The 22,127-nt window shown below is 40.5% G+C and carries 19 protein-coding genes; 9 read left to right on the top strand and 10 right to left on the bottom strand.

Annotated elements, in window-relative coordinates:
- Positions 1-7: 7 nt before the first annotated feature.
- The 4 genes from H6G08_RS19145 to H6G08_RS19130 all read right to left on the bottom strand — a co-directional run bounded on the left by H6G08_RS19145 (position 8) and on the right by H6G08_RS19130 (position 5,352).
- Positions 8-841 carry an O-methyltransferase gene (locus H6G08_RS19145; RefSeq protein WP_190545758.1) on the bottom strand — a complete coding sequence of 278 codons (834 nt, stop codon included), beginning with the start codon at positions 839-841 and terminating at the stop codon, positions 8-10.
- A gap of 4 nt (positions 842-845) precedes the next feature.
- Entirely contained in the window at positions 846-2,075 is a 1,230-nt protein-coding gene (locus H6G08_RS19140) for a sedoheptulose 7-phosphate cyclase (protein ID WP_190545757.1), read from the bottom strand.
- A 451-nt stretch (positions 2,076-2,526) separates the two neighbouring features.
- Positions 2,527-2,688: a hypothetical protein gene (locus tag H6G08_RS19135; RefSeq protein ID WP_190545755.1), complete on the bottom strand. Its 162-nt coding sequence runs from the start codon at positions 2,686-2,688 to the stop codon at positions 2,527-2,529.
- A gap of 975 nt (positions 2,689-3,663) precedes the next feature.
- A complete protein-coding gene (locus H6G08_RS19130; protein ID WP_190545753.1) occupies positions 3,664-5,352 on the bottom strand; it encodes an NAD(P)H-quinone oxidoreductase subunit 4 in 1,689 nt (562 codons plus the stop codon).
- A gap of 396 nt (positions 5,353-5,748) precedes the next feature.
- Between H6G08_RS19130 and H6G08_RS19125 the strand changes: the two genes are divergently transcribed.
- The gene (locus tag H6G08_RS19125) at positions 5,749-6,219 is read left to right on the top strand and encodes a thiol-disulfide oxidoreductase DCC family protein (RefSeq protein ID WP_190545751.1); all 471 of its coding nucleotides are present in this window, start codon (positions 5,749-5,751) and stop codon (positions 6,217-6,219) included.
- Between the two features lie 270 nt (positions 6,220-6,489).
- Positions 6,490-6,996 carry a hypothetical protein gene (locus H6G08_RS19120; RefSeq protein ID WP_242046205.1) on the top strand — a complete coding sequence of 169 codons (507 nt, stop codon included), beginning with the start codon at positions 6,490-6,492 and terminating at the stop codon, positions 6,994-6,996.
- Between the two features lie 349 nt (positions 6,997-7,345).
- Here H6G08_RS19120 and H6G08_RS19115 read toward each other — a convergent pair whose 3' ends face one another.
- The 3 genes from H6G08_RS19115 to H6G08_RS19105 are packed head-to-tail and all read right to left on the bottom strand — an operon-like array spanning position 7,346 to position 10,317.
- On the bottom strand, positions 7,346-9,016 hold the full coding sequence (locus H6G08_RS19115) for an RluA family pseudouridine synthase (protein WP_190545749.1): 1,671 nt from the start codon (positions 9,014-9,016) through the stop codon (positions 7,346-7,348).
- Positions 9,017-9,073: 57 nt separating this feature from the next.
- Positions 9,074-9,625: a Uma2 family endonuclease gene (locus tag H6G08_RS19110; protein WP_190545747.1), complete on the bottom strand. Its 552-nt coding sequence runs from the start codon at positions 9,623-9,625 to the stop codon at positions 9,074-9,076.
- A gap of 50 nt (positions 9,626-9,675) precedes the next feature.
- Positions 9,676-10,317 (bottom strand): class I SAM-dependent methyltransferase, encoded by a 642-nt coding sequence (locus tag H6G08_RS19105; RefSeq protein WP_190545745.1) that lies wholly within the window; start codon positions 10,315-10,317, stop codon positions 9,676-9,678.
- A 333-nt stretch (positions 10,318-10,650) separates the two neighbouring features.
- On the opposite strand from H6G08_RS19105, the gene H6G08_RS19100 reads away from it, so the two are divergent.
- Positions 10,651-11,658 carry a hypothetical protein gene (locus H6G08_RS19100; protein ID WP_190545743.1) on the top strand — a complete coding sequence of 336 codons (1,008 nt, stop codon included), beginning with the start codon at positions 10,651-10,653 and terminating at the stop codon, positions 11,656-11,658.
- A 30-nt stretch (positions 11,659-11,688) separates the two neighbouring features.
- The gene (locus tag H6G08_RS19095) at positions 11,689-13,221 is read left to right on the top strand and encodes a CHAT domain-containing protein (RefSeq protein WP_242046204.1); all 1,533 of its coding nucleotides are present in this window, start codon (positions 11,689-11,691) and stop codon (positions 13,219-13,221) included.
- 171 nt (positions 13,222-13,392) lie between these two features.
- Here H6G08_RS19095 and aroH read toward each other — a convergent pair whose 3' ends face one another.
- The 3 genes from aroH to H6G08_RS19080 all read right to left on the bottom strand — a co-directional run bounded on the left by aroH (position 13,393) and on the right by H6G08_RS19080 (position 15,562).
- Complete coding sequence (gene aroH, locus H6G08_RS19090; RefSeq protein WP_313942124.1) at positions 13,393-13,818, bottom strand: chorismate mutase; 426 nt, start codon at positions 13,816-13,818, stop codon at positions 13,393-13,395.
- Between the two features lie 86 nt (positions 13,819-13,904).
- Positions 13,905-14,726: a signal peptide peptidase SppA gene (gene sppA, locus H6G08_RS19085; protein ID WP_096645466.1), complete on the bottom strand. Its 822-nt coding sequence runs from the start codon at positions 14,724-14,726 to the stop codon at positions 13,905-13,907.
- A gap of 539 nt (positions 14,727-15,265) precedes the next feature.
- Positions 15,266-15,562: a hypothetical protein gene (locus tag H6G08_RS19080; protein WP_096645465.1), complete on the bottom strand. Its 297-nt coding sequence runs from the start codon at positions 15,560-15,562 to the stop codon at positions 15,266-15,268.
- A 497-nt stretch (positions 15,563-16,059) separates the two neighbouring features.
- On the opposite strand from H6G08_RS19080, the gene H6G08_RS19075 reads away from it, so the two are divergent.
- The 5 genes from H6G08_RS19075 (at position 16,060) to H6G08_RS19055 (ending at position 22,005) form a co-directional block, all read left to right on the top strand.
- The gene (locus H6G08_RS19075; RefSeq protein ID WP_190545742.1) at positions 16,060-16,857 is read left to right on the top strand and encodes an MlaE family lipid ABC transporter permease subunit; all 798 of its coding nucleotides are present in this window, start codon (positions 16,060-16,062) and stop codon (positions 16,855-16,857) included.
- Between the two features lie 141 nt (positions 16,858-16,998).
- On the top strand, positions 16,999-17,385 hold the full coding sequence (locus H6G08_RS19070; RefSeq protein WP_096645463.1) for a DUF3119 family protein: 387 nt from the start codon (positions 16,999-17,001) through the stop codon (positions 17,383-17,385).
- A 117-nt stretch (positions 17,386-17,502) separates the two neighbouring features.
- Positions 17,503-18,801: a DUF3086 domain-containing protein gene (locus H6G08_RS19065; protein WP_190545838.1), complete on the top strand. Its 1,299-nt coding sequence runs from the start codon at positions 17,503-17,505 to the stop codon at positions 18,799-18,801.
- A 206-nt stretch (positions 18,802-19,007) separates the two neighbouring features.
- Positions 19,008-19,700, top strand: a complete 693-nt coding sequence (gene plsY / locus H6G08_RS19060) for a glycerol-3-phosphate 1-O-acyltransferase PlsY (RefSeq protein WP_190545740.1) — start codon at positions 19,008-19,010, stop codon at positions 19,698-19,700.
- A gap of 505 nt (positions 19,701-20,205) precedes the next feature.
- Entirely contained in the window at positions 20,206-22,005 is a 1,800-nt protein-coding gene (locus tag H6G08_RS19055) for a PAS domain-containing sensor histidine kinase (RefSeq protein ID WP_190545738.1), read from the top strand.
- Positions 22,006-22,127: the final 122 nt, after the last annotated feature.

The raw sequence follows: 22,127 nt of genomic DNA, 5'->3' as shown, positions 1-22,127 counted from the left end.
CCCTGAATTACGCTACCCGTCTAATCAGAGTTACACCATCGCGGATGGGTAACAGAACTTGCTCTACACGAGAATCGGCGGCGACAACAGCGTTAAATTGAGCGATCGCTTCCCCGTTGGTGGTGCGTTGTTCTGGTGGTAGATAAACTTGTCCTTGTAGCAAAGTATTATCGACGCAGATTAAGCCGTCGGGAGCTAGTAAGTCACGATCCAAGATGATCTGAAAGTACTCTACATACTCCTTTTTATCGGCATCGATGAAGATTAAATCAAATGTTTCTTTACTTGCTGCTAGCTTGTGGAGTGTCTCTAGCGCAGGTGCTACTTCAACGACGATTTTGTCACCGTCGGGAGATGTATCAAAGCAAGCTTGCGCAAATTGAGCCACATAAGCATCTACTTCACAAGCTATGAGTTGTCCATCGCTTGGTAAAGCTTCTGCCATTGCTAAGGCTGAATACCCTGTAAACATTCCCACTTCCAGAATGCGCTTGGCCTTAGTCATGTGTACAAACATTTTTAATGTCTGTCCTTCAAGATGTCCAGAGAGCATTTCCTGTTCTAGTTGGCGCACTGTTTCCCCATCACTAAAGCGTTTACTCCAGTCTTCTTGACTGGTTCTTTGCGCCAATGCTGTTAATGCACTTGATTCTGGCGTAGTGTAATCATCCAAGTAGGGATCTAAACCTGCTGCTAATTGCACTGCTTGCTGTAGAGAATCTAATATCTCTGCGGGAACGTTTTGCTGTTGTGCTAATTTCAGGGTTTGCTGAAGTTGCGCTACTAAGATGCTGTGTGGTGTGATTGGTCTAGCTGGAGGGAGTTCTGTAATACTCGTCATCTTTTTACACTCCTACTAATTGAACTTCTTGGGGTTCAATGTATGCGTCCACACCTGCTCCACCACGAGGGTATTTAGCACAAAGACGTTTGTGTTCAGCTAAAGCTGTATCTAGTTCTTCACGAGTCAAATCGTTAGCAAAGAAGCACTCACCAATGGGACGAGGCATGGCGGCGCGTTGTTTACCATCTCGTGTCAGGGTAATAGATTGGGTGGCATACCAGAGTAAATCCCCATCTAATAGTGGGTGATCGAGTGATAGGCCTATACGACTCATCAAGTCGAGGATGCGATCGCGTTCTGTTGTGGGAATATAACCTCGTTGTGCAGCAATGGTTGCAGATAAAGCCATATCTATATTGACGGCGTGACCGTGATATAGAGGTACACGCGGCGCTAATTCTAGGGTAGGACTCCAAGTATGACCGTAAGCAATAACGCGATCGAGGTCGATTTCATGCAAGTTTGGCGTCTCTAATTCCAACATAGTTTTGATTGCTTCATAGTTGACTTTATGAGCAATCTCTTTGATTTCTGCTGTACCATTCACATGTCCAAAGTGAGTGTTAAGCAATTCCTCGCCATATTCATATAGCAGTTCAAAAACTTCTGAGTTAGCTACTACAGCAATTTTGACTAACTCCGCCATCCCATTACGAACTTGAGCCGTTGGTAAGGTTTGCAAAAATGAGAAATCAAGGATAACTTTCAAAGGTGCATGATAGGCTCCCAAGCGATTTTTTAACTTGCGATGATTCACCGCTACCTTAATCGCTACACCTGCATCAATTAACCCAATCAATGTAGTAGGAATGCGAATATAGTTACTCTTGCGACGGTAAGCAGCGCAAGCAAACCCAGCCACATCAGTAATTAAACCGCCACCAACCACTAAAACTGGTTCTTTACGAACTAAGCCAAAGTCGGAAAAAGCGTCAACAATCTTCTCAAAACTAGCAAGGGTTTTAGCTGGTTCAGTAATGATGATAGGAAATACTGTCAAGTCAATTTCATAGTGCTTAAAATATGACCTGATTTGCTCGCCGTAAAGTTCATAAACATTGGCATCAATTACAGTTAAACAGCGACCAAATTTTGCATAGCTATCAGCAAGTTCTCGATTGTTAATATCAAATGCACCGTTTACATAGACAAGACTAAAATCTATTTTTTCGTAACCTTGGACGTGAAATGCAGTTTCTGTAGCTGCAAACGATGCTTGAACATTACTCATGTCTTTTGACCTCTCTGGAAATTAAAAAATTGTGGAATTCTGGTAAAAATTCCGCTTTACCCTAATGCAAGCCAGCAGGAAATAATACTCTTTAATGTTTGAGATTAAAGGCATCACAAAACCAGCTTTTTATAAAAAAGCTGACTTCTATTACTGTGTGGCATTGTTATTAAACAACACCATTCATTTGAGTAAATTATTTAGGTGGCTTAATCTTTCATTCAGGAGAAACTCAAAACTAGTCAACTAGTCACATTTGCAATATCGCGCCATAACGCTTGCATTCTTTCTTCTAGAATTGTTGACTTGAACAAGCAGAATATTTCCTCTGAATTCAGATTTATAAGTAAGTCGGTAATTGCACTAAACTATGTACTTTATGTAAATAGCCTTCAAACTCTTACCAATGACTAATGACAAAGGACAAATGACAGCCTTTACTAGTTATATTTCATTGCACCGACTTACTTACCACTATGCTTAACTTTAGTGGTTTACCAATGGTGCGATTTCGGCAAACTGCTGTCCTGGAGAAAAGTTCGTCTTGTTCTTCTCCCAGTTTTAATTTGAGATTAGCACCCTGATTTACCTGAAGTTCGGTGTTGTTTAGCATTACGATTAAACCTTCTATGGCTACTCGTTACATTCTTTTTGGCTCAAGATGACAGTGGATTTTGAGTAATTTTACTTAAATGATCGTTAACTCCACTGTATTTTTCTCTAACAATTTTCCGATTTTTCGACTGTGCAAAAATCCTATCTTAGTAGATTACTCATCTTGTCTATCTTCAGACTGACATTTGAGATTACAGCCATAATTAATCCTCAAATTGTTGTTTTTTAGCATTAGTCCCAAACCATAAAATGGCTAGAAACTAAGAAGACTGACTACCTTCTATTCAGGATGATAAGGTATTCTGCTTTTAAGTTGCACAATCCATAGTGAGGGCTGTTGACTGTTGGCTGTTGACTGTTGACTGTTGACTGTTGACAGCCCTTATTAGTAGTTATGCAATTTAGACGCGCATTAGCTTAGTATTATTCCTCTTAACTCAAGTAAAATTAATGCTCAGTATTTCATATATTTATCTCAGTAATTCCGAAAAATTCTGAATTTAAATATATATGAACCATTAGTTAACGAAATGTTAACTTTATTAAGCAAAAATCTTTTATGCAAAAATTTTACTTGATTTAATTGGCTTTATACCTCTAAATTAAGCTGTTTTAGCCTAAGCCAGCAAATAATCTACTAGAGAGTAAATTAGAGTTACGTTACAAATCATAACATTTGCACAGGACAAATCATATCATATTTAAATTCATTCCCGTCAATCCTTCATGGGAAAAGTAGAGGTAATACCAATTCAAAATTCAAAATTCAAAATTCAAAATTAAGAAAGCCATATATAGCAAGGGTTTTTGATCTGGCATCTGTTGCTGCATTTTGGAGAATTGGTATAACAAAGCATTTTTCAGGATTTATATCTATAGATAGATGTTTTATACAGATATATAAGCAAAAAAAAGCGATCGCCCCACAAAGAGCGATCGCTACATTTTCAACAGATAATAGAGGTCGAAAAGCTTACTTCATAGTTGCCAAAACTGGTGAGATTTCCGGTTCTGTAATCTGGGGAGCTAAAAATCCACTAGCGTAAATCCGGGGATTGGCTTGGGAAATGACAGTGTAAGATTCGCGTACCTGAGCATTGATTGCCACAGTCTTCACATCGTACATCTGCATCGCTACCTTGGGATAAAAGCCAATGCCGATAATTAACACGATAAAGCAGGCAGCAATAAACACTTCACGAGGGCTAGCATCTCTATACACTGCTTGGGTAGGTAGAACGCAATCTGTACCAAAACATACAGCTTCTTCTGCTTCGTCATTCTTAAATCCGCCATCTGTCAGGTCGCAGGTAGGCGCTTGACCAGTGCCATAAAATACCTGGCGCAACATGGAAAGGAGATAGATTGGCGTGAGAATTACGCCCACAGCCGCGAGGAAAACTGTCACTGTGCAGAAAGTCGAACTGTAAATATCGCTAGTAGTTACACCAACGAATACCGAAAGCTCGCCGACAAAGCCGCTCATTCCAGGGAGAGCCAGAGAAGCCATTGCACCGATGGTAAACAGAGCAAATACTTTAGGCATTGCTTGACCGATACCGCCCATACTTTCCATTGCCATTGTATGAGTACGGTCGTAAGTCACACCTGCTAAGAAGAACAGGACTGAAGCAATCAAACCGTGGGAAATCATCTGCAACATTGCGCCATTGATTCCCAAATCGGTGAAAGAAGCAATTCCCAACAATACAAAGCCCATGTGGGAAATTGAGGAATAAGCCAAGCGGCGCTTCATGTTGGTTTGGGCAAAGGAGTTCAGCGCGCCGTAGATAATGTTAACAACACCTAAGATAGCTAAAACAGGGGCAAAGTATACGTGAGCGTCGGGTAAAAGTTCTAAATTTAAGCGAATTAGACCGTATCCACCCATTTTTAGAAGTACGCCAGCCAAAATCATTGATACGGGCGCAGAAGCTTCACCGTGAGCATCAGGTAACCAAGTGTGGAGCGGGAAAATAGCCAGCTTAACACCAAAGGCTATTAATAATCCTGCATAGAGCAACAGTTCTAGACCCAGGGGGAAATCTTTCATTCCCAAAGCAGCCATATCAAAAGTCATGGTACCGCCACCGGAGAGCGCCATTGCCAATGCGGCGACGAGAATAAATATAGAAGCGGCTGCGGTATATAACAAAAATTTAGTTGCTGCGTAGCGGCGCTTTTGTCCGCCCCAAATACAGACGAGGAGGTAGACGGGAATCAGCTCGACTTCCCACATGATGAAGAACAGCAGCAAGTCTTGAGCAACGAATACCCCAATCTGTGCTGAATACAGAACCAACATTAAAAAGTAGAATAGTTTTGGTCTGCGATCGACTTGCCACGCAGAAAACATGGAGAGTGTGGTGACAAATCCTGCTAGCAGTACCAATGGGACTGATAGCCCATCGACCGATACAGCCCAGTTAAGACCTAACTGGGGCAGCCAGGCATAATTTTCCACGAGTTGAAAACTAGCACTGCTGGCATCGTAATGCTTCCAAAAGGCATAGCACATTAAAACAAAGTCTGCGATACCTACGCCAAGGGCATACCACCGCACGCGTTTGCCATCTTTATCAGGCAGCGCAGGGATAAGCAGGGAAGCAACCAGTGGCAGTAGAACAATCGCGGTAAGCCAGGGAAATCGATCCGCTATCATGTCAATAAGAAAAAATACTTATCTGTGAATAAGGTCATTCTACTCGACTTTGTAAACAATTGTGAATAAGTATTTACTTCAATAGGCATAGAAAAATTTATATCTAAAGGTTTTTGCAAAAATACTATAACTTTTTCTCTATGGTTCAGTTTTTTCTTCTGCAAAGCGTGTTTGTTTAGTCGCTAATTACGAGCTAGTGCAGTCTTTAGTTAGGCTTGTCGAGGTTACTGCTGACTTTAGTAATGGGTGTAGCAGTCTCGGTAGATATCAATATATATATGCCAAGCTTTACCCGGACTATTGGCAACATTGGCTTTCAGTAAGCGGCGATTCTTTCGGCGATGAATTTCTCTACAATATATATATAAGTATAAGAATCTTAATAAAAGCGCCTCTATGTCTTCACTCAATTCTCAATCCTCTATTGCCAAGACTGCACCCACATGGAAAATCGAACTGTTGTATGACGGTGAATGTCCTTTGTGTCTGCGTGAGGTGAATTTTCTGCAAAAACGCGATGCTGGACGAGGATTAGTGAATTTTGTGGATATTGCAGACAATGACTATAACCCAACAGCACATGGCAATATTGACTATGAAACAGCGATGGGACGCATCCATGCAGTTTTAGCTGATGGAACGGTAGTAAAGAATGTGGAGGTGTTTCGCCGGGTTTATGAGGTTCTGGGGATAGGTTGGGTATATAGTGTTACTAAGTTACCGATAGTAGGCGCGATCGCAGATTTTCTCTATGGAATTTGGGCAGATTGGCGACTGGCGTTGACAGGAAGACCGAAGTTACAAGATATTATTTCCCAGCGTCAACAGCAACTTTGTGATGGTGAAGGGCGTTGTCGAATCGATTAAAGCAAAGAGCAAAAATGTAGGTTTTGAATAGTGCGATCGCCTCTTAAGTACTTATGCAAAACCTGATCGTACATTCAAGGCTTTAAGATCCCTTCATCTACAATGAGCAGATTTTTAGTTAGGGCTTAAATCTCCGAATGAAAATGTCTTTAATTTTGCGGAAAGTCTGAGCGGAGGTTTCCTCCGATCAGAACTTTCCAAGAGAGAATTTTGAATTTTGAATTTTGAATTGTTAAAGGAACTAGCTAAAATTTTACTCCGTCACCAGAGATGGAATCAGGAGTAAAATATATGTTCCCTTACTTAAAATCTATTGGATTGAGCTTAACAGGTTTAAGTTTATTCATAGCTAGTATATCAATTATATCAAAACCTATTAATGCTGGCGAACCAATTATTGATAATAATTGCCAGTATCATGTAAGAACACCAGAAGTTTTTAGAAAAATTCCCCCTCAAAAGCGCGGCACTATATATTTAACATCTGCTTTTGATGTTAATCGGCAAAAATATTTTTTACAAGTATATAAATTTCCTAATGCCACAGGTGTTTTTTGTTTGGCAACCTTTAATGCACAGCCGCAAAAATTAAAACAAGCTCAATTGATTCAAGATAAAGTAATTGAAAAAGTTGCCAAAGACTCTTCGCGAAATGCTAATTATATAGTTACTGTCCGAGGTGGTAGAAATGACAAATTTTTAAGAGTACATTATAGATTAAATCTCAGCAATCCCAATCAACCAAAGGTGACACCCATAATTATCATATACAAATGATAAAGTATAGCTGTTGACAGTTGACTGTTGACAGACTTAAAAGCCTTTTATTGCAATCTTATACCATTTTGAAAAAAGAACGCGACAGATGGGTAGTAGGGGCACGGCACCAGTAAAATATTTGATATGCCAACAGATTGTGGATGCCGTGCCCCTACAAAGAATTTATCTGTCGGAAACATTATTTGAATTGGTATTAGGTTGATGTCCTAATCTACCTGGCTACAGCTATATATTGCCAGTTGGCGAAGTATAGATGATCGTTGATTGTAGGGGCACTGGCATTGCCATGCCCCAAAGCGCTTAACTGAAATATACTGTATATTATTTATTGCATAATTGTATTAATTTAAAATGGCGTTTTTATTTGTAGATAAACAGTTTCTTCTAACTGGGGATGCTGAAAGTTAATTTCTCTAGCATGGAGATGTAAGCGATTTACTTGGCTATTATTCTCATATAACTTATCTCCTAAAATTGGTGTAGCTAGTCCTTGAATATCAGCAGCATGAACTCTAATTTGATGGGTGCGTCCTGTTAGGGGTTTAAATTCAACGCGGGTATAGTTTCCTTCTCTCACTATTACTTGAAAATGGGTAATGCTGGGTTTACCATATTGCCAATCAACTTGTTGATAGGGGCGATTATCAGGATTTCCCCATAATGGAAGTTCAATTACACCTTTCTCAGCAGTGAGAATACCAGAAAGTAAAGCTTCATAAATTTTGTTAACTTGCTGTTGCTGAAATTGTTGGCTGAGTTGGCGATAAGTTAGGCGATCGCGTGCCAAAAGTAAAATACCAGAAGTGTCTCGATCCAGTCTATGCACGGCATTGAGTGACATCCCATCTGGTAATATATTGCGTAACCGACTGAGAACACTATCTTGAGTATCTAAATAACGTCCGGGAACTGATAATAATCCTGCGGGTTTATTAATAGCAATTAACCATTCATCTTCGTAAATAATTGAGAGTGTTTCGTCCTTTTCTATATTAATAGATAAGAGATTTGCAGAGTTAACTTCTTTTAAACCTGAAAGTAAAAATCCCATTAATGGCTGACAGCGTTCTGCACAAGCACCGTAAAATTCACCGGGGATTTTATCTCCAGTTATTGATGGAGAACCCCACCAAAATTCCGCCATTGCTAAGGGTTTGAGATGATGCATCGCTGCATATTGTAATAGTTTAGGGGCGCAACAATCCCCTGTACCTGTGGGTAATCCTGATGGTATTAATTGTTGTAGCGATCGCGATTGTCCATAAAAATTAATTAGGGTATAAGCTGCGTGCATTTGCGTTTGGAGTTGGCGCGATCGCTGTTTGCGCTGCTGTTTTAATTCCAGCATCCGTTGATCTGCAGCGCTGATTACCTGCTGAAGCGGCTGTAATACTTGATTTTGCTGGCGTTTCAGGTGGCGTTCTGCAATTCCCTCCTGACGGCTTTCTGCATCAAGTTTTTCTAAAGCAATAGTCAGTGCTTCACCTGTGACTGTATTGCAGATGTGCTGGCGTTCTGCTTGGCGTTGATGTTTGCGCTGACGATGGCGATCGCGCATTGCTTGTAATTGTTGTGTAAATTCCTGCGATCGCTTTTCGTATTCTTGTCTTTGGGGAATTTGCTGTAAATTAATCAATTCTTGTTTGATATCTGCCAATTCCACCAAAGTTTGAGCTTCTTGTTCAGCAACTTCTTCGCGCCCTGGAATTGGCGGAACCCAACCTGCGGCTACACTACAACCATTCAGTAAACCAGAGAAAGCTTTGATGATGCGCTGTTCGCCTGTAGGTAGTTCAACCAGCAATACCCCATACATCTTACCTTCTTGGGAATAAAGGTCATCTTTGGCTAGTTGTTGCATTAAACTTTGAGCGATCGCTTCTACTAAAGCTGTACGGGGTAATCTGAGTAAATTCCCAGTTTGCGGACAATACCCTTCATAGTAATAGTTAGGCGATGGGTTGCTAATAGGAGAATTGCAGTTAATAAAATCTGAAAGCGGATGTAGAAATACCATACAAGGTATTATGGCAAATTGGGCTGATACTTATTTAAAATTATCAGTATTTTTGTTCTAAGAACTAACAATTAAATCTACTGCAACAGCTATATCTGGAAATGCTACTGGGTAAATAGTACCCCCTGTAAGTGTAGATTTAGAAGCATATTCCCCATCTTGGGGATCTCTAAATACTACAAGCTGCCTTTTTCTTAAATTCACTACCCAATACTCTGGAATTTCCGCTTCAGCATAAATTTTAGTTTTTATCTCTAAATCTTTTTCTAAGCTGGAATCAGAGTATTCAATCAGCCAGAAAATATTTTCCGCATAAGGATGATGATTAAGATATTCACGCCCTAAACGTTGGACGATCGCAATATCTGGTTCTGGTTCCGAGTTATTCACCAGGGTAATTGGTTTTGCTGGACGAATTGTCGCGCGATCGCCTAATAATCGCGTGAGATATTCCCCGGCTTCGCTACTAAAATAGGCGTGGGGTTCTCCTTCTGGTGACATCTCGATAATCTTTCCCTGCAACAATTCCACAAGCCGATTGTCTAATATACCGGCTGCAATCATGCGGTGGTACTCTTCTATTGTCCACTTTGCTGGAGTTACGACCATAGCGATCGCTTTTTAATCGTTATCTTCATTTCACATCCTACACTCAAATATTAAATTGAGTCAGGTTTCACCCCAATTAATAACGCCAGTTCTAGCCACTTCCAGTAACAATCCACATCGGTAAAGCCAATTTTGCGTAACCAATTTAGCTGTGTTTCTACATCTAAAAGTTTATTTGATGGGTCGTCGTTTTCGGGTGCGATACCTAGCTGTTGTAAAAAATGTTCATGTAATGCTGGTGTGGGTGAAGCCACATGTTCTAAATTGCAAAAAATTCCGCCAGGTTCTAATATCTGAAAAATTTCTCTGTACAGGGAAAGTTTGCGATCGTCGCTGAGGTGGTGGATCGCAAAGCTGGAAACCACTGCATCAAAAGAACCTAATTCTGGTAAAGGTTGATCTAAGTTATGGGCTATTACTTGTACAGTTGAATCGTCAGCGAAACGTGTTCTAACCGCTTCTAACATAGTTGCAGAAAAATCAATGGCAATACTCTGCGCTTGCGGACGCTCAATTTTCAGTAATCCTAGTAAGCGCCCGTCACCAGTTCCTAAATCCAGAATTCGCTTTACAGTCTTGGGGACATGTTCTAATAAGACTGCTTCCCCTTCAGTACGGTGAGGTATAGAATCTGCTTTTGCTAGATATCTCAAAGCGTGTTCTGCAGAAGTCCAGAGATTGATTGAATTCATGATTATATAAGGCTAATTGTCAGGATTAGGCTAATTTAGCTTGACAGTATAACTAATTATAAAACATTCAGTGGCTAAGTTAAATTATTACCTTAATTTGCTTCATTCACTTAGTTATGGTTTTAAATAAGATTTTTTTGTATTGCAATATACAATCATGTGAATATTTTTTAGAAACAGCTTCAATATAAATACGGTTGTTAACAGAGTAATAATTAAGACTAATGCTAGATTAAAACTATCAAATTGTTACAAGGGACGAAATCCGATCTATTTGTTGGTTAGATAGTAAGAATATCACCAAGACCAATTATTAATGAGCTTAGGATAAATATGCTTTACTTTCTAGGAGAATACCCGCTTATAACCACAAATAGTAATAATTACACGACAGAAATTATCTATCAGGATGAATTTGTCCCTAGTAAGATTGAAAAATTACAAAATTTTTCGGCACTGCCGAATCCCGAAGAATTTGGTAAAGAATCTATAACTTTCACCATACCTTCCCCTGAAGAGATAGAGCCATTTTATCTAACTCAAGCAACGGGAATTACGAACGAATCAACATCACAGCCAGTTGGACAACAACCTTTACAGATAGAACCTACTTCCCCAGAACAAAAACCATTTCAACCGCAAAGAATCCCCGCCGCATTTAGAAAAAAAAGAACTGGTGCAGTAACATCTCCTGGGGTCACGATTCAAACGCCATCAGCTTATGGTAAATCTTGGGGAAGTGCGGCTGTAGGCTTGGGGTTACAATCGCGAACTCGCTTTACTGATACAGCTGATGGTGTGATTGGATTTGGTATAGGTTTCGGTGATGCGCAAAAGTCTGTAGGTTTAGATGTCAGTTTAGGTATTGTTGACCTCGATAATCTTCAAGATGGTACTATCAGTTTTAAATTACATCGTCGGCTTCCAGAGGATTTTGCTGTAGCTTTTGGCGTGAAAAATGTGTTGACTTTTGGTGAAACTGACGGCGGTACAAGCGCTTATGGTGTAGTTACTAAAATGTTTCGCCTCCAAGATAGCGATACTAAACCTTTGAGTCGTCTTTATGTATCTGTTGGTATTGGTGGCGGTCAATTTCGCTCGGAATCTGATATTAATAATAAAGTTGATTCTATCGGCGTGTTTGGTAGTGTAGCCTTAAGAGTAGCGCAACCTGTAAACGCGATCGCCGAATGGACTGGACAAGATTTAACTCTAGGATTATCGATTACACCATTTAAAAACACTCCTTTAGTCATAACACCAGCAGTGAGCGATATTACAGGAAATGCAGGTGATGGCGCTCGCTTTATTTTTGGTATTGGTTATGGCATTTCTTTTTAAATTAAATCTCTGACACAATAGGAAAATATTATGATGAAAATACCTCGTTCATTCTTGGGCATTTTCTTATCAGTGGTTTTAGTATTAATTATCTTTAAATCGGTTAATGCCCAATCCTTGAATCAATCAGATACTACCCTACCTGACAATCAGGAAATTATCAATAATTCAGATGTCACTGGCCCCGATCCTCAAGAAATACCAAATAATACAGATGGGGATGGAATTGAAGTTGACCGCGATGTATTTGATAAAAGTTTTGAATCCGCACCAGTCGAGCAAGCTGTTGAACAATTTGAAGAATTACAAGCAGTAGAAATTGGTGAAAGATTTGGTACATCTTTCTATGGAGATATTGCTTCAACTAAAGAGATTGCAGATACTTTAAGAAATTTATGTCAGCAAACTGGACAAAATGCGGCTATATTGTATGTAACTTCTTTACAAGACAAACTGGATTTAATTCTTATCCTGCCTAGTGGCGCACCGCAAAGTTCTGCTAGTAATTCTAAATGTTTAAATAGTGCCAGCGCCAATCTAGAACCAATCCGTAAGAATATCCCCGAAGCGAAACATAATCTTGTGCAAAAAACTGCTCAAGATTTTCGTCAAAAAATTACTAACTTTAGAAATGAAAAGAATAATTATCTCAAAAGTTCCCAACAACTTTATCAATGGATAGTTGCACCTTTTGAAACTACTTTACAAGCTAACAAAATCAATACTGTAATTTTCTCAATGGATAGCGGTTTGCGATCGCTTCCCATTGCAGCTTTACATGATGGTAAACAGTTCATCATTGAAAAATACAGTGTAGCCCTAATACCTAGCTTCAGCCTCACAGATACCCGGTTTGCACCGATCGCCCAATCCCAAGTTTTAGCAGTAGGAGTATCAGAAAGTACAGAAGAGCAAGTACCATTGCCATTTGCAGGGGTAGAAATTAGCACATTAACTAATAAAATTTGGCAAGGACAGTCTCAGTCATTATTAAACACAGCTTCTACCATTGAAAACCTCAAGTCTGTCAGTAGCAAACAGCGTTTTGGCATTATTCACCTAGCAACCCACGGACAATTTAATGCAGGAGAACTGAGTAAGTCTTATATTCAGTTGTGGAATGAGAAAATTCGCTTAAATCAACTCCGAGGCTTATCTCAGGAATTAAAATGGAGTGCTGAACCGAAAGTAGAAATGTTGGTATTGAGTGCTTGTACAACTGCTTTAGGAAACGATGAAGCCGAATTAGGATTTGCAGGGTTAGCAGTCCAAGCTGGAGTCAAAACTGCACTAGGTAGTCTGTGGTACGTCAGCGATGAAGGTTCTCTAGCGCTGATGACTAAATTTTATGATCAGTTAAAGGCTAAATCTTTAAGGTCTTTGGCACTCAGAGAAGCCCAATTAGCCATGCTTAAAGGCGAAGTGCGCATAGAGGATGGTAAGTTACGTTTGGGAGAAAATAATCTTGTCTCCCTACCAGCAGAAATCAATGCACCTGACAATTTGTCACTATCCCATCCTTATTATTGGTCTGCCTTTACTGTAGTTGGCAATTGGAATTAGTCATTTGTCAGAGACGCGATAAATCGCGTCTGTACAATTGTCAGTAGTCATTTGTCCTGCTTGTCTCCCTTGTCCTCCTTGTTATTTCACCTGGCGAGAAGACGCCTTTGGCGTCTACAAGCTGGTAAACCTGTGTAACGCCATGCTTAACTGCGCTAACTAAGTGGGAAGTTATTCGCGATCGCCACTTGTGGTTACTACTACTTGGGGCGATCCTGCTAATGACTGGGGTAAACTCCAGTCAGGACGCAGGTTAGCCGCATGACGCAAATAAATATGGTAAATTGGTGCGGAGATTGGCAGGTAAACGTGGATTAAAAAGCGGATACAGCGCTGTAAGCTACCTTCGACATGCATTTGCTGCACATCTAGCATCGCCACCCCATCCCAATCTGGACGAGTTCTGGCGATCGCAGCTGGAAAAATCGCATCCAAATCTTTGGTGACTGAGAATGTCACGCTAATAATATCCTTTGGCTGGAGATTATTCCGGCTTTCTAATTCATCTAGTAACTCTGTAACCGCTTCTCTCATCGCCTCAATTGTGTTTTCCGAAACGGTTGTTGCTCCACGAATAGCCCGCATTTGCCAATCCACGCCCAATCCTCCTTAAATTATCAACAGCTATCTTTTCTCACTTTATAGTTTTTATCACTGTTGATTTAACTGTGACTAATAACTATTTACGGTCGATATAACCACAGGGGTAAACCACTTGTAGACATCTCAAACTCTAGCCAGTCAATACCAGCGCCAATTCCTGCGGAAGCTTGACGACTTCCTGGTAGCAATCGACTTAACAAAGGTTTACGTTCCTCCAAAGTAAAGCATTGGGTTTTTTCGGGATCGAGTCCGACTAGTTCTGCTGTCCAGCGTCGCGCATCTTCTTCTGTTCCCAAGCGATCTACCACACCTAACTCTAAAGCTTGCTGTCCGGTGAAAATTCGCCCATCAGCGAAACTTTTCACAGTTTCTACCGCTAAAGAACGGGCTTCCGCGACGGTTTGCACAAACTGTTGATAACTGACATCAATTAATTCTTGCAGAATAGTTTGTTCTTCTGGTGTTAATTCGCGGTCAAATGCCAAAATATCTTTGTAAGGGCCGGATTTAATTACCTTAAAGGAAACACCAATTTTATCTAGCAGGCGCTCTAGGTTATTGCCGCGCAGTATTACACCAATACTCCCCGTAATGGTACCGGGGTTAGCTATGATATGTTCGGCTCCCATACCAATATAAACGCCGCCAGAAGCCGAAATATTGCCAAAACTGGCAACAATTTTCATTTTCTCCCGCAGGCGTTTCAAGGCGCTGTAAATTTCTTGAGAATCTCCCACTGTCCCGCCAGGACTGTCAATTCGTAGCAGTAAAGCCGGAAACTTTTTTTCCTCTACTGTTTTTAATGCTTCTAGAACACGTTTGCGCGTTCCCCCAGAGATTGCACCAGTAATTTCAATCCGCGCAATTTGTTTACTAAACTTGGGCTTAAAGGGCCAAATCATAAGCTGTCATCAAATCTCGTAATCAACTCAATCTTAAGATCTTGAGCGGTCTGACGACTTGTTTAGCTTAGATAAAACCAATATAAAAAACTCCACCCACAAGGGGATGGAGTTTTTGGGCATGGGGAATGGGGCATCGGGCATGGGGATGAAGTTTCCCGCCGCTTTCAATAAAAAATTTAAGAAAGTTTTTATATTTACACAGATGCTTTTTTGATATTCTATTTTTTGTTAGGAAAAAGTGTAAATTATTAAGTCAACCAATTGTTAAAAGCAATACTAGATTGTGCGTTTTGGTTGGATCAATGTCTGCCTGAAGGGCTAAGTATTAAGTAATTCTCTAGAGAAGAAGTGAATAGTAGATACATAGATACAACAATAATTGCCTAGCAAATCTAGCTTTGAGGCATGGTTAAGATGCAGCCATTAGTTAGCTGTGAGAGACAGCAAAATCCTCTGAATCTGGGTATATAGAAGAGAATAATAGTTTTTGAGAACTTAGTAGCCAATAATACTTAAAAAAATCGCTTAACCCTAACTTAGGAATCAATCCGTAAAATTTGACACCGATAATAAGCGTAAACATCAAACAAAGCACCAACAAAGCTAAATGTCAAACTAATGACAATTAAGCCGCGTAAAGGACTATCGGTACCAAAAATACCCAGAAAATATAAAATTTGGCTAGCGATCGCATCTGTGAGGGCATCGAACCCAGGAACGTAACCGATAACAGGAAGGAGGAGCAAGAAACCACCAACTAAAAACATCGGCACGAGAAAGCTAAAAATCGCAGTTAGCAGTAAAGAACGGAGAAAGTTAGTAAAAGTAGTCATATAAACGACACTCCGCAGTAACAGGTTACAACAAGCAAAAAGCAATATTGTCATTCTCTACAATAATTGCGATCGCTCCATCGGAGTGAAGATGTCAAAAATCTTAAGTTTTCATTAAATAAGTCTGTTACCTGCGATCGCAAATCCAGCCTGTAAAACTCAGCAGTATGATCCAAAAAATCCTTGCTAAATCAGGTTTTCAGCTAACAGCATTCCCCATGAAGTAATATAAAGCCTGCGATCGTCAGTCTTAACTTTCTGAGACTCCGTTTAAAGTAAGTTAATGTTTCACCCAAATTATAGGGCAAGGGGGCAGGGAGCAGGGGGACAAGGGGGACAAGGGGGAGCAAAAGAGATAATTAATCAAAACTCAATGCCCAATGCCCAATGCCCAATGCCTAATGCCCAATGACTATTGACTATTGACTATTGACTATTGACTATTGCCCATTGACTTTCGCTATTCTTAAGGCAGTTACCGAGTTAGCTACAAAACATTGAGTGAGACTACATCCAAATCCAGTTTAGGCGCGTGGAGTCAGAGACTACTGGCGGCGATTTTTTTGGGTGGACAAGTAATAGTTCACCTCCTAAGAGTCAAAATTCATTGGCGCAATACGAAAGAGCAAATGGCAGCAGTAGGGCCAGATTCTCTGTTTATTGCCTTATTAACCGCTATTTTTGTCGGTGCAGTGTTTACCATCCAGGTAGCGCGAGAATTTGTTAACTTTGGGGCGGGTAATTTGGTTGGCGGGGTGCTGGCGGTAGCCTTAACCAGAGAACTCTCGCCTGTATTAACAGCCGTAATTTTGGCAGGGCGAGTAGGTTCAGCCTTTGCAGCAGAAATTGGTACGATGCGAGTCACAGAGCAAATTGACGCGCTGTTGATTTTAAAAACTGACCCAATTGATTACCTAGTAATTCCCCGCGTTTTGGCTTGCTGCTTGATGCTGCCCATTTTAACGCTGCTATCTCTAGTCACGGGGATGTTGGGAGGATTGGTAATTGCTGGAAACTTGTACAACATTGCTGATACAACATTTCTCGATTCAGCCCGGAATTTATTGGGACTCTGGGATATTTGCAGCGCCCTGATTAAGGCGTTTTGCTTTGGGATTTTAATTGCGGTGATTGGTTGCAGCTGGGGCTTAACGACAACCGGAGGAGCCAAAGGCGTGGGACAATCTACCACAACGGCTGTGGTTACAGCTTTACTAATTATATTTGTGAGTAACTTCTTCCTTTCCTGGTTAATGTTTCAGGGTATGGGTAGTGCATTCATTAAAGGGATGTAGGTTAATTGTTAGAGACGCGATTAATTGTTAGAGACGCGATTAATCGCGTCTGTACAACGGTCAACAGTTTGGCGATCGCGCATTTGGTAACCCGCAAAATCCTAAAATAGGAAATTATGTTTGACTATAGAATTTGGCACTATGACTAGTTCATTTGCACCTAACACCACATCTACAGTAGAACTCAAACCTAGCTACAATATCCCCGTAGTTTTGGTAATTGGGTCAATTCCCCTACTGTTAGTTCAACCTCTGCTAGGCGGTATTATTGGCTTGTTTGGTTTGTTTTTGATGTTTCAGGCGGCGACATTGCGGTTAAGATTTACCGCTACTGATTTAGATCTTTACAGGGGCGAAGAATTACTTCGGCGGTTTCCCTATCAGGAATGGCAAAACTGGCGGATATTTTGGAATCCCATACCGATATTGTTTTATTTTAAAGAAATCAAAAGTATTCACTTTTTACCAATTTTATTTGACCCTAATACCCTAAAATCCTGCTTAGAACAACGTTGTCCCCGAATTTAGTCTTGTTTTTGGTGTAATATCCGTCACCAGCACCAACTACTCAGGACTTTTTGTACAGGTCAATTGTATATTTCAACAAAGCTATTTATTCGCGTCATAGGAATTACAGTATTGGTTATGAACCCAGAGGAATCTCAAACCCCAGAATCAATTGATGAGTGGTTGGCACAAATACAAGAAGATAAGCCAACAGAAGCAGCGGCAGATAACTCATCTGTTGAATCAGAGGAAGAAACACCTGCACAGGCTTTATTAGTCGAGACACAGCCAAATGACGCAACTATTGCATCGCCGATAGCTGATGCTGAAGATGTTTCTACAGTTGAACCCGCAGCCGATGCAACTGCTGATTTGGTAACCCAGTTAGAAGCCGAAACTGTAGCGCTGGAGTCAGAAATAAAATCAGAATCAGAAGTTAATTCCCTATACGCACAAGCAGCACAACAGGTTGCAGAGTTACAAAGTACCAAAGAAGCCCTAGAAGCCGAAATAGCCAATCTGCAAGTTAGTTACAAAACTCTTCAGACGCAGGTGGGCGAAACTCAATTGGCGTTAGGAAAGCTGGTGCAAGATTCCCTAGCACAATTAGAACAACGCAAACAAACCCTGCAAATTGCTGTAGAACAGTTAGAACGGCGTCAAGAACGCATCCGCAATGAAATGCGCACGACTTTTGCGGGAACATCTCAAGATTTGGCGATTCGGGTACAGGGTTTTAAAGATTATCTCACAGGCAGTTTACAAGATTTAGCCGCCGCCGCCGAACAGTTGCAACTCGTACCGTCGGCAATTGCACGAGAAAAACCTGTAGTATCAATTAAAGAAGAAAAACCCCCAGAACCAGTACAATCTGGTACCCCCCAATTCGCGCAGCAGCAGTTTCAAGACACTACTAAGCAAATTCGCCGCCTGATCGATCAATATCGCAACAAACCAGATTATTATGGCCCTGCTTGGCAATTACGCCGGACTTTTGAACCAGTCCATGCAGAACGAGTTTCTAACTGGTTCTTCAGCCAAGGGGGAAGAGGTGCTTTACGGACAATGGGTAGCCGCTTACAGAATATTTTGATTTCTTCGGCGGTAATTTCCATCCTCTACAAATTGTATGGCGATCGCGTCCGCGCTTTGGTATTAGCTAATACACCAGAACGCTTAGGTGAATGGCGGCGCGGTTTGCAAGATTGCCTGGGTATAGGTCGTCCAGACTTCGGCCCCGATAGAGGAGTAGTGTTATTTGAAGCACCAGAAGCTTTAGCGCAAAAAGCCGACCGATTAGTCAAAGCCAATCAACTCCCGTTAATCGTCATCGATGATTCCGAAGACCAAATCAGCCTAGCATTACTGCAATTTCCTTTATGGTTAGCCTTTGCCCCAGACCCCAAAACAATGAGAAATTATGATGATGATTTTTAATTAGTTAATTGTCAGAGACGCGATAAATCGGGGAGACGCGATAAATCGCGTCTGTACAATTGTCATTTGTCATTGGTTCAGAAATTTGAGACTGTTGTAGGGGCGAGTTTAATCGACATATCTGTTTTCCCAGTGAGAATTTTACAGAACCCGCCCCTACTGACTTGGAAATTTTTTGAATTTTGAATTTTGAATTTTGAATTGTTATGGCTGTTTGGTTAAGTTTGTGCGCTGTTGTTTTGGTTGTAGCCTATCTATTGGGTTCTTTCCCTACTGGCTACATTGCGGTGAAGCAGTTAAAGGGTATTGATATTCGCGAAGTTGGTTCTGGTTCAACTGGCGCAACTAATGTCTTAAGGACTTTGGGTAAAGGGCCTGGGGCTGTTGTGTTATTAATAGATTGCTTGAAGGGCGTAACTGCGATCGCTCTAGCTTACCAGTTATTTAAATTGGCTCCACTTTACAATTTTATCCCCCCTACGGTAGATGCTAATTTATGGCAACCGTGTTTAGCAACTTTAGCGGGGTTAGCAGCAGTTCTCGGACACAGCAAATCAATTTTTTTAGGTTTTAGTGGTGGTAAATCTGTCGCTACTGGCTTAGGGACTGTATTGGCGATAAGTTGGCAGGTAGGTTTAGCATCAGCAGGTGTATTTGCTGTTGTTGTGGCGATATCGCGGATTGTCTCCCTAAGTTCAATTACAGCTGCGATCGCGGTGACAATTTTCATGCTAATTTTCCATCAACCTTTACCTTGCATCCTCTATGCCTTTTTTGGCGGATTGTATGTAATTTTTCGTCACCGCAGTAATATTGAACGCCTACTGGCAGGAACTGAACCAAAAATTGGGCAAAAGGTAACAGTAGAAGCCGAACCAACAGATGGACAGCTAACTTAAAATTTAACGCGATCGCTAATGGGAGCATCCCAATTTTGACGCAATACCCTCAAGGGTATTGCTATACCAACAAAGCCTGCCTTCGCAGGCTATCAAACTTTTAGCCTGCGAAGGCAGGCTTCGTATTTCTAGCCCCACCCTTATAGGGTGAGGGCGGTTTTTGCTGGGATGTTCCCTCGCAAATATCAAATCTACTCGCGATCAGATCCCCGACTTTTTGAAAAAGTTGGGGATCTAGGAAATCAGATAAATTAATGGGACAGACCACTAGATTCAATTTCAGCTACCATCGATTAAAATTAGAGGTTTGTGTATTTTCCCTGACGGCAACTGTAGTTTGTAAAGCTAAGATTTTTAGTAATATTTATTACTAAATAAATAATATGGGACTACCTACGCTCTTAATTCTTTGTAATGGTAATTCCTGTCCTAGTCAAATGGCAGTTTTAGCTTATGTAGCGGAGAGATGCGATGCTCTTTAATTCTGGCTACAGGAGTTATGAGCATGGTAGTTAACTCGGTTGATTTACCTTTCACCATGTTTAATGCTTTAGCAAATCGCGCTGATTTATTAATGGCATTAACTGATAGATCTGGACGCATTCAATGGGTAAATGAAGCATTTGCTAACTTTGCAGCTATTAGCACTGATTTATTAATCGGAAAAAAACTTTTTACCGTCCTGACTAATAATTCCCAACTTAATATTCAACCAGCTTATATTCGCGAACAATTATTAAAAGGAGAAAACTTTAAATTTGAAATTTCCTATTTATCAAAGCAGCAAAAAGAGTATTGCTTATTAGTAGATGGTCTACCTATTCATAATTCAGAAGGTATTACTAGCCAATATGCTGTAATTGCCAATGATATTACCTTACACAAGCATACAGAAAAAGATTTAGAGCAAACCCAGCAACGATTAAAGCGACTGGTAGAAGGTGTAAAATTAGTACCTTGGGAAGCCGAGCCAAATAATCACCAGTTTACTTATGTCGGGCCACAAGCAATAGATTTATTTGGTTATAAATTAGAAGATTGGTATCAACCAGAATTCTGGTATTTCCACATTCATCCAGAAGATAGGTCTTTAGTGCTTGAATACCATCAACTCAAATCAAAAACCGAAGATGATTACATAATTGAGTATCGATTATTAACTGCTGATGGTAACTGGATTTGGGTTAAAGATATTGTTAATGTTGTCCGTTCTCAAGGTAAAGTAATTCAATTACTTGGATTCATTATTGATATTAGCGAGCGCAAACAAACAGAAATATCTCTACAAGAAGCTTTAAGTCGATTAGCGCAAGCAAATCAGTATTTAGAAACACGAGTACAGCAACGTACTATTGCTTTACTTCAAGAAAAGGAAAAACTAGAACAAACTTTAAAAAAATTGCAGCAAACCCAAAGACAGCTAATTCAAAGCGAGAAAATGTCTAGTTTGGGTCAGCTTGTAGCTGGTGTTGCGCATGAAATTAATAATCCGGTTAACTTCATTTACGGTAATATCAACCCCGCTACTGAATATGTAGAAGATTTACTTTATTTACTGCAATGTTATCAGCAACATTACCCTCATCCCAACTCGACATTGCAAGCAGAAATTGAAGCAGTAGATATAGATTTTATTTTTGATGATTTACCGAAGCTGTTAGCTTCTATGAAAGTAGGTGCTAACCGGATTCGAGAAATTGTTTTGTCTCTGCGGACTTTTTCACGCTTAGATGAAGCGGAAGTCAAAGAAGTAAATATTCATGATGGTTTAGATAGTACTTTGATGATTTTGCAACATCGCCTGAAACCGAAAACAGGTTCCCCAGCAATTGAAGTTATCAAAGAATACGGTCAGTTACCTTTAGTAGAATGCTATGCAGGACAACTCAACCAAGTATTTATGAATATTATTGTGAATGCTATAGATGCTTTGGAAGAGTACAGTCAAAAGCGATCGCCTGAGGAAATCTTAGTCAATCCTAACCAGATTACTATCTGCACTGAATTTAGACAAGGAGATACAAGTATTGAGACTGGAGAACAAGCTGATATCTCCAATTCTCAATCTTCAATTGTGATTCGGATTATCGACAATGGCCCGGGAATGAGTGAAACAGTTGCCAATCGTTTATTTGACCCTTTCTTTACCACTAAAGAGATTGGTAAAGGTACAGGTTTAGGCTTGTCTATTAGCTATCAAATTATTGTGGATAGACACCAAGGACAAATTGAATGTTATTCCACTCCCGGACATACAGAATTTGCAATTGTTATTCCCCAACAACAGAGAAAGACAAACGTTTAGCCCATTTCTTGAAAGCGTCGGGAAACTCCTATCCGTCGGTAGAGAGGGACAGCTGCGCCGCCGCTTTGGGCTTGTGGCGGGATACGGTAATTTCTTCCCTATGCCCCATCCCCCATGCCCCA

This window comes from Calothrix anomala FACHB-343 (assembly GCF_014696435.1).
In the GTDB taxonomy this organism is placed as follows: domain Bacteria; phylum Cyanobacteriota; class Cyanobacteriia; order Cyanobacteriales; family Nostocaceae; genus Aulosira; species Aulosira anomala_A.
The sequence above is the reverse complement of the archived record's forward strand: the minus strand, read 5'-3'. Positions and strand labels throughout refer to the sequence as shown.

Bases quoted from the DNA above. Each gene is read 5' to 3' on its own strand.
- H6G08_RS19145 (WP_190545758.1), bottom strand. From the start codon at position 841: ATGACGAGTATTACAGAACTCCCTCCAGCTAGACCAATCACACCACAC.
- H6G08_RS19140 (WP_190545757.1), bottom strand. From the start codon at position 2,075: ATGAGTAATGTTCAAGCATCGTTTGCAGCTACAGAAACTGCATTTCAC.
- H6G08_RS19135 (WP_190545755.1), bottom strand. From the start codon at position 2,688: ATGCTAAACAACACCGAACTTCAGGTAAATCAGGGTGCTAATCTCAAA.
- H6G08_RS19130 (WP_190545753.1), bottom strand. From the start codon at position 5,352: ATGATAGCGGATCGATTTCCCTGGCTTACCGCGATTGTTCTACTGCCA.
- H6G08_RS19125 (WP_190545751.1), top strand. From the start codon at position 5,749: ATGTCTTCACTCAATTCTCAATCCTCTATTGCCAAGACTGCACCCACA.
- H6G08_RS19120 (WP_242046205.1), top strand. From the start codon at position 6,490: ATGGAATCAGGAGTAAAATATATGTTCCCTTACTTAAAATCTATTGGA.
- H6G08_RS19115 (WP_190545749.1), bottom strand. From the start codon at position 9,016: ATGGTATTTCTACATCCGCTTTCAGATTTTATTAACTGCAATTCTCCT.
- H6G08_RS19110 (WP_190545747.1), bottom strand. From the start codon at position 9,625: ATGGTCGTAACTCCAGCAAAGTGGACAATAGAAGAGTACCACCGCATG.
- H6G08_RS19105 (WP_190545745.1), bottom strand. From the start codon at position 10,317: ATGAATTCAATCAATCTCTGGACTTCTGCAGAACACGCTTTGAGATAT.
- H6G08_RS19100 (WP_190545743.1), top strand. From the start codon at position 10,651: ATGCTTTACTTTCTAGGAGAATACCCGCTTATAACCACAAATAGTAAT.
- H6G08_RS19095 (WP_242046204.1), top strand. From the start codon at position 11,689: ATGATGAAAATACCTCGTTCATTCTTGGGCATTTTCTTATCAGTGGTT.
- sppA (WP_096645466.1), bottom strand. From the start codon at position 14,726: ATGATTTGGCCCTTTAAGCCCAAGTTTAGTAAACAAATTGCGCGGATT.
- H6G08_RS19080 (WP_096645465.1), bottom strand. From the start codon at position 15,562: ATGACTACTTTTACTAACTTTCTCCGTTCTTTACTGCTAACTGCGATT.
- H6G08_RS19070 (WP_096645463.1), top strand. From the start codon at position 16,999: ATGACTAGTTCATTTGCACCTAACACCACATCTACAGTAGAACTCAAA.
- H6G08_RS19065 (WP_190545838.1), top strand. From the start codon at position 17,503: ATGAACCCAGAGGAATCTCAAACCCCAGAATCAATTGATGAGTGGTTG.
- plsY (WP_190545740.1), top strand. From the start codon at position 19,008: ATGGCTGTTTGGTTAAGTTTGTGCGCTGTTGTTTTGGTTGTAGCCTAT.
- H6G08_RS19055 (WP_190545738.1), top strand. From the start codon at position 20,206: ATGGTAGTTAACTCGGTTGATTTACCTTTCACCATGTTTAATGCTTTA.